The sequence below is a fragment of the Sphingomonas sp. GW821-FHT04B01 genome, from assembly GCF_059420425.1.
The window spans coordinates 199,579-214,001 of sequence record NZ_JBWKTR010000006.1 but is presented as its reverse complement, the minus strand read 5'-3'; the positions used below and the strand labels follow the sequence as shown (position 1 = coordinate 214,001).

General features: G+C 70.1%; 11 protein-coding genes. 10 read left to right on the top strand and 1 reads right to left on the bottom strand.

Annotated features, from left to right (window positions below; translation table 11 throughout):
- Positions 1 to 11: 11 nt before the first annotated feature.
- The 6 genes from AC07UH_RS15220 (at position 12) to AC07UH_RS15195 (ending at position 8,343) form a co-directional block, all read left to right on the top strand.
- Positions 12 to 965 carry a D-alanine--D-alanine ligase gene (locus tag AC07UH_RS15220; RefSeq protein ID WP_495180940.1) on the top strand — a complete coding sequence of 318 codons (954 nt, stop codon included), beginning with the start codon at positions 12 to 14 and terminating at the stop codon, positions 963 to 965.
- Positions 962 to 1,891, top strand: a complete 930-nt coding sequence (locus tag AC07UH_RS15215) for a cell division protein FtsQ/DivIB (RefSeq protein WP_137899177.1) — start codon at positions 962 to 964, stop codon at positions 1,889 to 1,891. The genes AC07UH_RS15220 and AC07UH_RS15215 overlap by 4 nt, the downstream gene beginning before the upstream one ends.
- Positions 1,891 to 3,153: a cell division protein FtsA gene (gene ftsA / locus AC07UH_RS15210; RefSeq protein WP_038662151.1), complete on the top strand. Its 1,263-nt coding sequence runs from the start codon at positions 1,891 to 1,893 to the stop codon at positions 3,151 to 3,153. The genes AC07UH_RS15215 and ftsA overlap by 1 nt, the downstream gene beginning before the upstream one ends.
- Positions 3,154 to 3,265: 112 nt before the next feature.
- The gene (ftsZ, locus tag AC07UH_RS15205; protein WP_495180911.1) at positions 3,266 to 4,786 is read left to right on the top strand and encodes a cell division protein FtsZ; all 1,521 of its coding nucleotides are present in this window, start codon (positions 3,266 to 3,268) and stop codon (positions 4,784 to 4,786) included.
- Between the two features lie 318 nt (positions 4,787 to 5,104).
- The gene (locus AC07UH_RS15200) at positions 5,105 to 7,180 is read left to right on the top strand and encodes a tetratricopeptide repeat protein (protein WP_495180910.1); all 2,076 of its coding nucleotides are present in this window, start codon (positions 5,105 to 5,107) and stop codon (positions 7,178 to 7,180) included.
- Positions 7,177 to 8,343 (top strand): deoxyguanosinetriphosphate triphosphohydrolase, encoded by a 1,167-nt coding sequence (locus tag AC07UH_RS15195; protein WP_495180909.1) that lies wholly within the window; start codon positions 7,177 to 7,179, stop codon positions 8,341 to 8,343. Before AC07UH_RS15200 ends, AC07UH_RS15195 begins: the two co-directional genes overlap by 4 nt.
- 293 nt (positions 8,344 to 8,636) lie before the next feature.
- Here AC07UH_RS15195 and AC07UH_RS15190 read toward each other — a convergent pair whose 3' ends face one another.
- Positions 8,637 to 8,933, bottom strand: coding sequence for a hypothetical protein (locus tag AC07UH_RS15190; protein WP_495180908.1), 297 nt, complete (start codon positions 8,931 to 8,933; stop codon positions 8,637 to 8,639).
- Positions 8,934 to 9,133: 200 nt separating this feature from the next.
- On the opposite strand from AC07UH_RS15190, the gene AC07UH_RS15185 reads away from it, so the two are divergent.
- From AC07UH_RS15185 to AC07UH_RS15170, 4 genes are all read left to right on the top strand, one after another.
- A complete protein-coding gene (locus AC07UH_RS15185) occupies positions 9,134 to 10,597 on the top strand; it encodes a DUF1800 domain-containing protein (RefSeq protein WP_495180907.1) in 1,464 nt (487 codons plus the stop codon).
- A 4-nt stretch (positions 10,598 to 10,601) separates the two neighbouring features.
- Positions 10,602 to 11,750 (top strand): DUF1501 domain-containing protein, encoded by a 1,149-nt coding sequence (locus AC07UH_RS15180; RefSeq protein WP_495180906.1) that lies wholly within the window; start codon positions 10,602 to 10,604, stop codon positions 11,748 to 11,750.
- A gap of 215 nt (positions 11,751 to 11,965) precedes the next feature.
- A complete protein-coding gene (gene argS, locus AC07UH_RS15175) occupies positions 11,966 to 13,690 on the top strand; it encodes an arginine--tRNA ligase (protein WP_137899867.1) in 1,725 nt (574 codons plus the stop codon).
- Positions 13,690 to 14,406 (top strand): SPOR domain-containing protein, encoded by a 717-nt coding sequence (locus AC07UH_RS15170; RefSeq protein WP_495180905.1) that lies wholly within the window; start codon positions 13,690 to 13,692, stop codon positions 14,404 to 14,406. The genes argS and AC07UH_RS15170 overlap by 1 nt, the downstream gene beginning before the upstream one ends.
- The last annotated feature ends 17 nt before the right edge of the window (positions 14,407 to 14,423 follow it).

The following is a 14,423-nucleotide window of genomic DNA, read 5'->3' as shown; positions in this document are numbered from 1 at the left end:
GTGGCGAAGTGATGCACATCGCGGTTCTCATGGGCGGCTGGTCCGCCGAACGCCCCGTGTCGCTGCAATCCGGCAACGGCTGCGCCGACGCGCTCGAATCGCTCGGTCATCGCGTCACCCGGATCGACATGGATCACGACGTCGCCGCGCGCCTCGCGGAGGCCAGGCCCGATCTCGTCTTCAACGCGCTGCACGGCTCGCCGGGCGAGGATGGCAGCGTGCAGGGCATGCTCGACCTGATGGGCATCCCCTATACGCATTCGGGCCTCGCCACCTCGGTCATAGCGATCGACAAGGTGCTGACCAAACAGGTGCTCGTCCCCGCCGGCGTGCCGATGCCCGGCGGCCGCATCGTCAAATCCGCCGAGATCCACGAGCGCGACCCGCTCCAGCGCCCCTATGTGCTCAAGCCGATCAACGAGGGCTCGTCGGTCGGCGTCGCGATCGTCACCGACGACGGCAATTATGGCAATCCGATCGGCCGCGACGTCGAGGGACCGTGGCAGAGGTTCGAGGAACTGCTCGCCGAGCCCTATGTCCGCGGCCGCGAGCTGACCACCGCGGTGCTCGGTGAGCGCGCGCTCGGCGTCACCGAGCTGAAGCCCAAGAACGGCTGGTACGACTTCGACGCCAAATATACCGACGGGCTCACCGAACACGTCTGCCCGGCGGACATCCCCGACCAGATCGCCGACGCCTGCAAGAGCCTCGCGCTCGAGGCGCATCGCCTGCTCGGCTGCAAGGGCGCATCGCGCTCCGACTTCCGCTGGGACGACGAGCGCGGCGTCGACGGCCTGTTCCTGCTCGAGGTCAACACCCAGCCCGGCATGACGCCCTTGAGCCTCGTTCCCGAACAGGCGCGCCATATCGGCATGAGCTATGCCGAGCTGGTCCAGGCGATCGTCGACGAGGCGCTGCGCGACCCGGCGTTCAACGGCCGGCCCGCGAAGGATCACCGGGGATGAGCCGGACGATCAAGCGCGGGCCGCCGCCCAAGCGGCCGACCGGGCGGCGCCGGCAGCCGGTGCGCAAGGTGTCGCTGTTCGAGCGCGCGGTCTCCGCGGTGCCGGTCAGCGAGGAGACGATCCGCAAGGCGGCGACCTGGACGATCACCGGCGGCGGCATCGCGCTGGCGCTCGCCGCGGTGACGTGGATCGGCATCCCCGGCATGATCGGCGCCGCCATCGCCGAAGGCGCGGGGCAGGCGGGCTTCCGCGTCGAGCAGATCGAGGTGACCGGGCTCAAGCGGATGGACCGGATGAGCGTCTATGCGGTCGCGCTCGACCAGCAGAGCCGCGCGATGCCGCTCGTCGATTTGGAGGCGGTGCGCCAGAAGCTGCTCCGCTACGGCTGGATCGCCGACGCGCACGTCTCGCGCCGGCTGCCCGACACGCTGCTGGTCGATATCGTCGAGCGCAGCCCGGCGGCGGTGTGGCAGGACAATGGCCAGCTCACCCTGATCGACAAGGACGGCGTGCTGCTCGAACCCGTCCGGCCCGATGCGATCCCCGATCTGCCTTTGGTCATCGGCCCCGGCGCCGACCGTCAGGAGGCGGGCTATCAGGCGTTGCTCGCCGCCGCGCCTGCGCTGAAACCGCGCGTCAAGGCGGCGACCTGGATCGGCAACCGCCGCTGGGACCTGACCTTCGACAGCGGTGAGACGCTGGCGCTGCCCGAGGACGGTGCGCCGGCAGCGCTGCTGAAATTCGCCGAACTCGATGGCGCACGGCCGCTGCTCGGGCGCGGCTGGATCCGTTTCGACATGCGCGATCCGAGCAAATTGGTGGCGCGAAAGCCGGGGGCGAGCATGGCGCACAACGTGCCGGACCCGAGCGAGGTGGCGACACCGTCGACCGATACGACCAACATGCGAGCGGGGGCTGAGGGCTGATGGCGAAGGTTGCACCGGAAGGATTGATCACGGCGCTCGATATCGGGTCGTCGAAGGTCTCGGCGATGATCGCGCAGAAGGGCGACGGCGGCGAGCTGATCGTGCTCGGCACCGGCCAGCGCGAGAGCCGCGGCGTCAAGCGCGGCTATATCGCCGACATGGCCGCGACCGAGGCGGCGGTGCGCGAGGCGGTCGAACAGGCGGAGCGGATCGCCGGCATCAACATCGAGAACGTCTGGGTCGGCTTCTCCGCCGGCGGGCTGGTCAGCGACGTCGCCGAGGTCGAATTCGAGCTCGGCGGCCACCGCGTCGAACAGCAGGATATCGACGCCCTGCTCGCCGCCGGGCGCAATTCGATCGACCCGCAGGGGCGGATGGTGCTCCACGCCCAGCCCGCGCTCTACACGCTCGACGGGCTGACCGGCGTCAAGAAGCCGCTCGGGCTGCATGCCGACCGGCTCGGCGTGCACATCCACGTCGTCGCCGCCGATGGCTCGCCGGTGCGCAACCTCGATCTGTGCGTCCGCTCGGCGCACCTCGAGGTCAAGTCGATCATCGCCGCGCCGGTCGCGACCGGGCTCGCCTGCCTGTCCGACGAGGAGCGCGAACTGGGTGTCGCGCTGGTCGAGCTGGGGGCGGGGATCACCAACGTCTCGCTGTTCGCGGGCGGCATGCTCGTCGGCCTGTGCTCGATCCCGATGGGCGGGCAGGATATTACCGACGATATCGCCAGCGCCTTCGGCACCCGCCGCGCGCAGGCGGAGCGGATGAAATGCTTCCACGGCTCGGCCAATGCCTCCCCGCGCGACAATCACGAGATGATCCCGGTGATGCCGATCGCCGCCGAGGACGACGTCCATGGCGGGATGCAGATCACCAAGGCGCAGCTCATCGGCATCGTCCGCCAGCGGCTCGAGCATCAGATGGACGAGATCCGCAAGTCGCTCGCCCAGCTGAAGTTCGAAGGTCCGGTCGGGCGGCAGGTGGTGCTCACCGGCGGCGGCGCGGAATTGAAGGGCATCGCCGATTACGCGCAGCAGGCGCTCGGCCGCTCGGTGCGCATCGGCCGGCCGCGCGGCCTGACCGCTCTGCCGGAGGCGCATGGCGGGCCGGCGTTCGCGACGCTGGCGGGCCTCGCTTTCTACGCCGCAGCCGATCCGATCGACCTGCGCGGGGTGGCGCCGCAGCAAACCACGGTTCATCGGCAGCGTGGCATGGGCATGATGCGCAAGCTGATCCAGGCCGCGCGCGCGAATTATTGAGGGCCGATGACGACGGTTGCGCGTTTTCTGTGGCACCGCATGAGTCGTTGAGGCAAAAGGTTAAATCAGTGTCCCGGCGCGTTTACCCGGATGGGGCGGAGAAAGTTACGTCATGAGCATCGAATTCATCACTCCCGAGGTCGACGAACTGACCCCCCGTATCGCCGTGATCGGTGTCGGTGGCGCCGGCGGCAACGCCATCGCCAACATGATGCGCGCCGACGTGCAGGGCGTCGACTTCCTCGTCGCCAATACCGATGCGCAGGCGCTCAAGTCGTCGATCGCGCCGCATCGCATCCAGCTCGGTGCCAAGATCACCCAGGGCCTCGGCGCCGGTTCGCGTCCCGAGATCGGCCGCGCCGCGGCGGAAGAGACGATCGACGATCTCGCCAAGCGGCTCGAGGGCGCGCACATGTGCTTCATCGCTGCCGGCATGGGCGGCGGCACCGGCACGGGGGCCGCGCCGGTGATCGCCAAGGCGGCGCGCGACATGGGGATCCTCACCGTCGGCGTGGTGACCAAGCCGTTCAGCTTCGAGGGCAACCGTCGCGCCAAGAGCGCCGACGGCGGCATCGAGGAGCTGCAAAAGTATGTCGATACGCTGATCGTCATCCCCAACCAGAATCTGTTCCTGATCGCCAACGCCAATACGACGTTCAAGGAAGCGTTCGAGATGGCGGACGAGGTCCTGCAGCAGGGCGTCCGCGGCATCACCGACCTGATGGTCATGCCCGGCCTCATCAACCTCGACTTCGCCGACGTCCGTTCGGTGATGCAGGAGATGGGCAAGGCGATGATGGGCACCGGCGAAGCGTCGGGCGACAATCGCGCGCTCGAGGCGGCGCAGAAGGCGATCGCCAACCCGCTGCTCGACGGCGTCAGCATGCAGGGCGCCAAGGGCGTCATCATCTCGATCACCGGCGGCGACGACATGCGCCTGCTCGAAGTCGACGAGGCCGCGAATCATATCCGCGATCTGGTCGATCCCGATGCCAACATCATCTGGGGCTCGGCGTTCAATCCCGAGCTGGAAGGCCGCATCCGCGTGTCGGTGGTCGCCACCGGCATCGATTCGGACGCCAAGCCCGGCGCCGCCGCACCTGCGCCCGAGGCCGCCAAGTCGTTCAGCTTCGGCATGGGCCGCAAGACCGACGACAGCACCTCGTTCCGCCCGACCGGCGCGACGACGTCCGAGCCCACGCCTGCGCCGGCCGCAGCGCCTGCACCCGCCGCGCCGGCCGCACCGCTCGATCTCCAGCCCACCGATGCGGTGAAGCCGGACGCGCGCGCCGCCGCGAGCGACGACGAACTGGTGCTCGGCGCCGAGACGATCGTTCCCGCCGCGCCGCAGCCGCAGCCGCAGCCGCAGCCACGCGCATATGGCGAGGAATCCTATGCCGCACCGGCGCGCACGCCGGCGCCGGATGCCGCGGCCGGTCGCCGCCCGTGGATCGCACCGGGCAGCGAGGCCGCCGCGCCCGACGCCGCACCGCAGCCGCGCGTCAAGCTCGGTGGCACGTTGTTCGAGCGCATGTCCAACGCCGCGCGCGGCCCGGCGCGCGACGAGGCGCCCGAAGACGGCAAGGACCCGATCGACATCCCGCGCTTCCTCCACCGCCAGAACAACCAGTAACGCTAAATTCCTCCCTCGCGGAGCGGGGGAGGGGGACCGCCCGGCGCAGCCGGGTGGTGGAGGGGTCGTGCCCGCATACGACGCGGCTCGCCGTATCCTCCCCCTCCGTCAGTGCTTCGCACTGCCACCTCCCCCTGGCGGGGGAGGAATATAGTTTTCTCCCATCCGAGCTTCCCCCACCGATGTTCGTCGCCGTTCAGCCTCCGTTCGCCGCGCGTCGCGTCATCGGACATTGCCGGTTCAGGAGCGCTCGGCTCTAGTCGCCGCGATCTCATGCGATTTTCGTTATCCCCCTTTCTGGCGCCCGCCGCGCTCCTGTTGGCGACCGCGCCTGCCGCTTTGTTCGCGCAGGAGGTGGTGCAGGCGCTGCCCGGCACCACCGACGCCGACCGGCTCGCCGAACAGATGCGCGCGCTCGCGTCCAATCCGCGCGATCTCAACGCGCTGATCGCCGCCGCCGACCTGTCGCTGTCGCTCGGCGATCTCAGCGGTGCCGCCTCGCTCTACGCGCGTGCCGAGAAGGTGTCGGCGGGCGATCCGCGCATCAAGGCGGGCGAGGGCGCCATTCTGGTCCGCTCCGAGCGCCCCGGCGAGGCATTGCGCTATTTTTCGCAGGCCGAGGCCGCCGGCGCCGACGTGCGTCGCTTCGCCGGCGATCGCGGGCTCGCCTATGACCTGATCGGCCAGCAGGAGCGCGCCCAGCGCGACTATCGCCTCGCGCTCAAGACCGATCCCGACGACGAGATCGTCCGCCGCTACGCGCTGTCGCTCGGCATCTCGGGCAAGCGCGAACAGGCGCTCGAACAGCTCGACCCGCTGCTTCGCAAGACCGATCGCAGCGCCTGGCGCATCCGTGCCTTCATCCTCGCGATGGGGGGCGATCAGGCCGGCGCCGAGAAGATCGCGACCACCATGCTGCCGCCCGGCATGGCGCAGGGCCTGATTCCGTTCTTCCGCCGGTTGCCGGCGCTGCCCGCCGCCGACCGGGCGTTCGCGGTGCATTTCGGCGAGGTCCACACCACGCCGGAACGGCTCGCCGATTCGCGCCTCGCGCCGATCCTGCCGCAACTCGCGCCCGAGCCGGCACCCGTCGCGCTCGCCGCAGTGCAGCCCGTCGAACAGCCCGGCAAGAAGGACCGCCGCCGGCGCGGCAATCGCGATGGCGTCGCGCTCGCGTCGACCACGCGAACCGTGGCGGCACAGCCGTCCACCGCCACCCGGACGCCGACGCCCGCGCCGACCTATCAGCAGGCGACCGCGGCGCTCGCCCGCGTCCAGCCGCTGCCGTCGCAGCCGCAGGGCGCGCCGGTGACGCTGGCCAGCACGCCGACGTCGGTGCCCACGCCGACACCAACCCCGGCGCCGACACCCGCCCCGGTGACCGCATCCGCAGTGCCGCCGGTCCGGACGACTACCCCGACGGTGACGCAAGCCGCGCCCGTACAACTCGCATCCGTGCAGCCGCGCCCGTCGTTACCCGCCACGAGCGTCCCGACGCCAACGCCGGCGCCAACGCCAACGCCCACGTTCGGCGCGACGGGATCGACGCGGCCTGCCGCGACCCCGGCGCCCGCACCCGGCTTCACCGCCGCACCGGCGCAACCCGTCGCGGCGGCGCCCGCCACCGCTGCGCCGACGCCCGGCTTCACCGCCGTCGCGCCGTCGCCGGTCAATCCGCCCGCCACGGTGACGCCGAGCCAGCCCGCGGTCACCGCGACCGCCACCCCGCCGGCCAGTTACAGCGCGCCGCCGTCGCGCGCCGAGGCGGACAGCGTGCTCGCACGCATCGTCGCCGGCCTGTCGATCCCGGCGTCCGAACTGGGCGTGGCCGAGCCGGTCAAACCCGCGCCGCTCGCCGCGATTCCGCCCGCCGACACCGCCGCGCGAGTCATCGCCGAGGCGAAGGCCAAGGAAGCGCGCGACGCCGCGGCCGAGAAGGCGCTGGCGATTCAGGCCGCCGCCGAGAAGCGCGCCGCCGACCGCAAGGCCGCAACCGACAAGAAGGCGCTCGCCGCCAAGAAGCTCGCCGATGCGAAGAAGCTCGCCGACGCCAAGGAGGCCGCCGAAGAGAAGAAGGCCGCCGCCGAGGAAAAGCGCCTCGCCCGCGCCAATCCGGAACGGATCTGGGTGCAGGTCGCCGGCGGCGCGAACGAGAACGATCTGCCCAAGGCCTATGCCGCGGTAAAGGCGAAGGCGCCGACGGTGTTCGGCAGCCGCAGCGCGTGGTCGACGCCGCTGCGCGCCACCAACCGCGTGCTCGTCGGCCCGTTCAAGACCGACGCCGAGGCGCGCAGCTTCGTCAACCAGCTCAAGAAGGAAGGCGTGTCGACCTTCACCTTCACCAGCGACGCCGGCCAGGCGGTCACCAGGCTGTCGGCCGGCAAAAGCAAGTGAGCGCACGCGCGCCCTGGGCATCCGACCCGGCACGCAGCAAAGGTCGCCGTTACGAGGAACAGACCGGGACCACGCGCGGCCCGCGCGACGATTTCCAGCGCGACCGCGACCGTATCATTCATTCGATCAGCTTCCGCCGCCTGCGCCACAAGACACAGGTGTTCATGGCGCCCGATGGCGACCATTTCCGCGTCCGCCTGACCCACAGCCTCGAAGTCGCGCAGATCGGCCGCACCATCGCGCGCGTGCTCGGCCTCAACGAGGATCTTACCGAGGCGCTGTGCCTCGCGCACGACATCGGCCATCCGCCGTTCGGCCACGCCGGCGAGGATGCGCTCAAGATCGCGCTCGCCGATGCCGGCGGCTTCGATCACAACGGCCATACGTTGCGCGCGCTGACGCTGATCGAGCGGCCCTATCCGCGCTGGAACGGGCTCAACCTGACCTGGGAGACGCTGGAGGGGCTCGCCAAGCACAACGGCCCGGTCCGCCACCCCGGCTGGGCGCTGCGCGAGGCGGATGCGCAATTCCCGCTCGATCTGACCAGCCATGCCAGCCTCGAAGCGCAGGTCGCGGCGATCGCCGACGACATCGCCTATGACAACCACGATATCGACGACGGCCTGCGTGCCGGGCTGCTGACGCTCGACCAGTTGCTCGCGGTGCCGATCGTCGCGCGCGGCTGGCAGGGGGCCTGCGCGCGCTTCCCCGACGTCGCGCCCAAGCGGCTGGCGAGCGAATTGGTGCGCAGCCAGATCGGCACGATGGTCAACGACCTGATCGAGGAGACGCGCCGTCGCATCGCCGCGTCGGGCGTGACCTGCGCCGACGACGTGCGCGCGGCGGGGGAGGCGCTCTGCGGCTTCTCGCCGGCGATGCGCGAGGAGGAGCGCGACCTCAAGCGCTTCATGTACGCCAATCTCTACCACCATCCGCGCCAGCTCGAAGCGGCCGACACCGCGCACGGCATCGTCACCGGCCTGTTCGCGGCCTATCGCGCCGACCCCGCCGCGATGACCGCCGAATGGGCCGAGGACGTGCCGCACGACGAACCCGGCCGCAGCCGCCACATCGCCGATTTCATCGCCGGCATGACCGACCGCTATGCCATCGCCCGCTATCGCGAACTGGTCGGCGCCATCGAGCTGCCCGAGGGGTTTTAGGGAAGGGCGCGCCGAACGGGATGGGGGCTGAAGATCGCGCGCTCACAACATCCCGTGGCCCACCGGGTCACGGAAATGCAGTCCCTCCCGGAACAAGTCGACACCTCTGTAACGCTCCACCAGTGCTCCTGCGGACGCAGGAGTCCAGGGTTCCGAACGCCGTCAGCCGTTGCTCTGCTTGGCCCTGGGTTCCTGCGTTCGCAGGAACACTGCGCGGGTTGCTTGGCGCAACGAACCTTCGCGAAGGTTGTGCAGCGATCCGGGGTTGCCGGCAGGGCAACCCCGACAAGACCTCACCGCGACGCCAGCCGCGTCGGGTTCACCGCGCCGCGCGCATCGGCGGTGCGGAACGACACCGGCACGCCGTTGGCGGCGCCGGTCACGCGGCTGCCGTGCACGACGAAGCGGAAGCTGTCGCCGCCCGGAAAGCGGCGGCCGCGGATGACGTGGCGGTCCGCCGACGCGTCGGTCGTCGTATAGACGTAAGTCGATCCCTCATGCTGGAACGTCCGTTCGCCGTCGCGCGCCATCGCGCCGGTCGGGATGAGGGCGGCCGCCGTGACGGCCAGAATAGCAACAGTCTTGCGCATGATCGCCTCCCGCAAAGTGCATCGAGCCCGATCAGGTCCCCTCCCGCCTGTGTCGCCGTTTTTATATTGCGATGCAGCATCATTGCCGAATGCAAATCCATATCGAACCGATTGTCATGCGTGCAATCGCGCCGATGCAGCCGGCATAGTTCTGCGACATTTCGGACCTATCCTGCGCGTCCGGGAGCGAGGAGCGTCGGATGTCGGAAGCTGCCATCGCATTGAACAGGTTCGGTTTAGGGGCTCGTGCGGACGAGTCGCCGCCGGCCGATCCGCGCAACTGGCTGACGGCGCAGCTCGCCGCCTACCAAGCGAACCCGGCCCCGATCGCCGCCGCGCCGACCAGCGCCAAGGTCGCTGCCGACCTTGCCGCCTATCAGGCGGTGCAACGCCAGATCCGCCAGATGCCGGCGCCGACTCCGGCCCTCGCGCCGCCCCCGCCGCCGATCGTGCCGCCCGCCGCGCCACCCGCCCCGCAACGCGACGCCAAGCAACAGGCACGCGACACCGCCCAGCGCGCCGCGCAGCAGGATTACGTCGACCTCGTCGGCGCGCGCACCGCGGTCGCGATCGCCACGCCGACCCCCTTCGCCGAGCGGCTCGTCTGGTTCTGGTCGAATCACTTCGCCGTCTCCGCCGACAAGCTCGAACTCACCGGCCTGTCGGGCACGCTGGAGATGGAGGCGATCCGCCCGCATGTGATGGGCCGCTTCGCCGACATGCTGTTCGCGGTCGAACGCCATCCGGCGATGCTGCTGTATCTCGATCAGGCGGTGTCGGTCGGCCCAGACAGTCCGGTCGGCGCCAAAGCCGCCGCGCGCGGCCAGCGCCGGATTGGGCTCAACGAGAATCTGGCGCGCGAGATCATGGAGCTGCACACGCTCGGCGTCCGCACCGGCTATACCCAGACGGACGTCACCGAATTCGCCCGCGCGATGACCGGCTGGACGGTCGGTGTGATCGGCGGCGGCCCGGCCGCGCGTTTCGTCGCCGACCGGCCGCCGGGCAGCTTCGCCTTCGTCCCCGACATCCATCAGCCCGGCGCGCGCACGATCCTCGGCAAGACCTATCCGCCGGGCGAGGAGGATCAGGCGCGCGCCGCGCTCGCCGATTTCGCCGTCCACCCCGCAACCGCGCGTCATGTCGCCACCAAGCTCGCCCGCCATTTCGCCGACGACGCGCCGCCGCCGGCGATGGTCGCGCGGCTGGAGACGGCGTTCCGCCGCTCGAACGGCGACCTGCCCACCGTCTATCGCGCGTTGATCGCCTCGCCCGAGGCGTGGCGGCCGGCGCCGGCCAAGTTCAAGACGCCGTGGGAATGGACCGTCTCCACCTATCGCGCGCTCGGCCTCGCCGACGTCAAGCCGCAGGCGGTGCAGGGCCTGCTCAACCAATTGGGCCAGCCGCTGTGGAAGCCCGGCCAGCCCATCGGTTACGACGACACCGCGCCGAGCTGGGCCGGTCCCGATGCGGTGATGCGCCGCGTCGAGGCGGCGGAGCGCTTCGCCGCCCGCTCGGGCGCGACGATCGACGCGCGCGCACTCGCGCCGCGGCTGTTCCCCGACGCGGTCTCGCCCGCCACCACGCAGGCGCTCGCCCGCGCCGAAAGCCCCGGGCAGGCGCTCGCGCTGCTGCTCGTCTCCCCCGAAATGATGCGGAGGTAAGATCATGGATCGTCGCTCCTTCCTCGCCGCCGGCGGCCTCGGCCTGCTCGGCAGCTTCGCGCCGCGCATGGCCTTCGCCAGGGCGGCGACCGCCAAGCGCTTCGTCTTCATCATCCAGCGTGGCGCCGCCGACGGGCTCGGCACGATCGGCGCGACCGGCGATCCCGCCTTCGTCGGCGCGCGCGGCGACCTCGCCGCCGATCTCACCGCCGGGACCAAGCTCGATGCGATGTTCGCGCTCCACCCGGCGATGGCCAACGCCGCCGCGATCTACGGCAAGGGACAGGCGCTGTTCGCGCATGCGATCGCCTCGCCCTATCGCGACCGCTCGCATTTCGACGGCCAGAACGTGCTAGAGACCGGCGGCACGGGCGCCTATCAGCTCAAGGACGGCTGGATGAACCGCCTGCTCGGCGTCGTCCCCACCGACGACGCCAAGGCTATCGCGATCGCCGCCACCGTGCCGATGGCGTTGCGCGGCCGCCGCGAGGTGGCGAGCTACGCGCCCTCGTCGCTGCCCGACGCCTCGGACGACCTGCTCGCTCGGGTAACGCAGCTTTATCAAGGCGATGCGCAACTGCACGGCCTGTGGAACGAGGCGATGGAGACGCGCCAGCTGACCGGCGACCTCACCCGCGACAACGGCCGCAACGCCGCCGCGACCGGTGCGCTGGCGGCGCGGCTGCTCGCGCCGGCGAACGGCGCGCGGATCGCGACGATCGAGACCGGCGGCTGGGACACCCACGCCGGCCAGCGCGGCCGCCTCGCGACGCAGCTCAAGGGGCTCGACGCGATGCTCGGCGCGCTTCAGACGGGGCTAGGCCCGGTATGGGATGATACGTTGGTGCTCGTCGCCACCGAGTTCGGCCGCACCGTCGCGATCAACGGCACCGGCGGCACCGACCACGGCACCGGCACCGCGGCGATGCTGTTCGGCGGCGCGGTCCGCGGCGGCCGCGTCCTCGCCGACTGGCCCGGCCTTGCCTCCGCCAGCCTCTACGAGGCACGCGACCTCAAGCCGACGACGCCGCTCGACGCCTTCATCGGCGGCGCGGTCGCCGACCATTTCGCGGTCGAGCCGCCCCGCGCGATGGCCGCGCTCTTCCCGGCGAGCGCGAAGACGGCGGCGATCGAGGGACTGCTTCGGGTGTGAGGGGCCTGCTGTCCTACAGACACCTCCTCTGCTAGACCCGTCATCGAACGTGGCGCGCTGATCGATCAGAGCAGAAACGGAAACGATCACCCCAGATCGTTTCCATTAAGGTGTCCATCTTGTCCATGTCGTCCAACACGCCATGGTGCAGTGCAGCTATTTGAACCCACCCCGCTTGTGAGCTAGAGCAGGGGACTTTCGCCGAACGGACGCTCATGACGCTTTACACCCGCTTCGCCGCGCATGTCGCCGCGGCTCTCGATACCCTCGTCGCCGCCGGCACGTTGCCGGCCGATCTCGATCGCAAGAACGTGACGGTCGAGCCGCCGCGCGACGCCAGTCACGGCGACCTCGCCACCAATGCCGCGATGGTTCTCGCCAAGCCGGCCAAGCTCAACCCGCGCGCGCTCGGCGAGGCGCTCGCCGCCGAACTGGCGAAGCTGGACGAGGTCGCCGAGGCGAGCGTCGCCGGCCCCGGCTTCATCAACCTGCGCCTTACCGACGCCGCATGGCGCGACGAACTCGCGCAGATCCAGGCGGCCGGCGCCGATTACGGCCGTTCGACGCAGGGGCAGGGGATCAGCGTCAACGTCGAATACGTTTCCGCCAATCCGACCGGTCCGATGCATATGGGCCATTGCCGCGGCGCGGTGGTCGGCGATGCGCTCGCCGCCTTGCTCGAATTCGCCGGCCACAAGGTCATCCGCGAATATTACGTCAACGATGCGGGTGGTCAGGTCGACGTGCTCGCCCGCTCGGCGCACCTGCGCTACCGCGAGGCGCTCGGCGAGACGATCGCGATCCCCGAGGGCTTGTACCCGGGCGATTATCTCGTCCCCGTCGGCAAGGACCTCGCCGCGGAATTCGGTGACCGCTACGTCGGCGCGCCGGAAGGCGAATGGCTGGCGCTGTTCCGCACCCGTGCGGTCGCGGCGATGCTGGTGATGATCCGCGCGGATCTGGCGCTGCTCGGCATCCATCACGACCTGTTTTCGTCGGAAGCCGAGTTGCAGGCCGCGGGCAAGCCCGAGGCGGCCGAGGCGGAGCTGCGGTCGCGTGGCCTCGTCTACGACGGCGTGCTCGAAGCCCCGAAGGGCGAAACGCCCGAGGATTGGGAGCCGGTCGAGCTGCCGCTGTTCCGCTCGACGCAGTTCGGCGACGATCAGGACCGGCCGATCAAAAAGTCGAATGGCCAATGGACCTATTTCGGCGCCGACCTCGCCTACCACTTCCAAAAGAGCCAGTCGGCCGACCAGCTCATCGACATCTGGGGCGCCGACCATGCCGGCACCGTCAAGCGCATCCAGGCCGCGGTCGCCGCGCTGACCGGCGGCAAGACGCGCTTCGACGTCAAGCTCGTCCAGATGGTTCGGCTGCTGCGCGGCGGCGAGCCGGTCAAGATGTCGAAGCGCGCCGGCAATTTCGTCACGCTCGCCGACGTGGTGCGCGAGGTCGGCAAGGACGTCGTCCGCTTCACGATGCTGACCCGCCGCTCCGACGCGCAGATGGATTTCGACTTCGCCAAGGTGGTCGAGGCGTCGAAGGACAATCCGGTCTTCTACGTCCAATACGCCCACGCCCGCGTCGCCTCGCTGCACCGCCGCGCCGAGGAAGCGGGGATCGCGGCCCGCGCCGCCGATCTGTCCCGGCTTGATACGGAAGAGCTGGCGCTGGTGAAGCTCGCCGCGCAATTCCCGCGCATCGTCGAGACCGCTGCGACGGCGCGTGAACCGCATAGAATTGCGTTCTATCTGTATGACTTAGCTGCCGCCTTTCACGCTCTGTGGAATGTCGGCAACGACCGGCCCGACCGCCGCTTCCTGGTGGTCGACGATCATGATGCCACCGCGGCGCGTCTGTTCTTGGCGACGGCGGTCGCACAGATTATCCGTAACGGGCTGAGCATCATGGGTGTGGTCGCGGTTTCGGAGATGAAGTGATGGGGGACGGACTGGATCTGCGCGACGAGGACCGCCTGCCGTGGCTCGAAACCGTCGAGCCCGATGAGGAACAGGGCGCGCCGATCGGCAAGACGATCGCGCTGGTCGTCGTCGGCCTCGCTGTGCTCGCGCTGATCATCTTCGGCATCTACAAGCTGCAGACCCGCGCGACCGCCGATGGACAACTCATCGCTGCGCAGGACGGCGACTATAAGGTCAAGCCCGACGAGCCCGGCGGCCTCAAGGTCAAGGGCGAGGGCGATGCCGCGATCGCGACCAGCGCGGGCAAGGCGGGCAATGGCTCGATCGATCTCAACGCGGTGCCGGAAAAGCCGATCGACGGTCATCGCGTCGCGCCGGCCGCAAAGGCCGCCGGCCCCGGCGGCAGCAACGCCGTCGCGCAGGTGCCGGCATCGAGCGGCAAGCTCGTCGCCGCGCAGCCGGTCAGCGTCCAGCGCAAACCCGCCGCGACCGGCGCCAGCGGCTCGCTGGTCCAGCTCGGCGCCTATCCCAGCGAGGCGCTGGCGAACAGCGCATGGGACGGTTTCTCCAAGCGATTCAGCTATTTGGCGCCGCTCGGCAAGTCGGTACAATCGGTCGCCACCGGCGGCCGCACGCTCTACCGCCTGCGCGTCAACGCCGGCAGCGCCAATCAGGCCGCCGACATCTGCGGCCGCCTGCGCGTCGCCGGCGAAAGCTGCTTCGTCGCGAGCTGAGGGGGGGGAGCACTCTT

Bases quoted from the DNA above. Each gene is read 5' to 3' on its own strand.
- AC07UH_RS15220 (WP_495180940.1), top strand. From the start codon at position 12: ATGCACATCGCGGTTCTCATGGGCGGCTGGTCCGCCGAACGCCCCGTG.
- ftsA (WP_038662151.1), top strand. From the start codon at position 1,891: ATGGCGAAGGTTGCACCGGAAGGATTGATCACGGCGCTCGATATCGGG.
- AC07UH_RS15215 (WP_137899177.1), top strand. From the start codon at position 962: ATGAGCCGGACGATCAAGCGCGGGCCGCCGCCCAAGCGGCCGACCGGG.
- AC07UH_RS15190 (WP_495180908.1), bottom strand. From the start codon at position 8,933: ATGCGCAAGACTGTTGCTATTCTGGCCGTCACGGCGGCCGCCCTCATC.
- ftsZ (WP_495180911.1), top strand. From the start codon at position 3,266: ATGAGCATCGAATTCATCACTCCCGAGGTCGACGAACTGACCCCCCGT.
- AC07UH_RS15185 (WP_495180907.1), top strand. From the start codon at position 9,134: ATGTCGGAAGCTGCCATCGCATTGAACAGGTTCGGTTTAGGGGCTCGT.
- AC07UH_RS15170 (WP_495180905.1), top strand. From the start codon at position 13,690: ATGGGGGACGGACTGGATCTGCGCGACGAGGACCGCCTGCCGTGGCTC.
- argS (WP_137899867.1), top strand. From the start codon at position 11,966: ATGACGCTTTACACCCGCTTCGCCGCGCATGTCGCCGCGGCTCTCGAT.
- AC07UH_RS15180 (WP_495180906.1), top strand. From the start codon at position 10,602: ATGGATCGTCGCTCCTTCCTCGCCGCCGGCGGCCTCGGCCTGCTCGGC.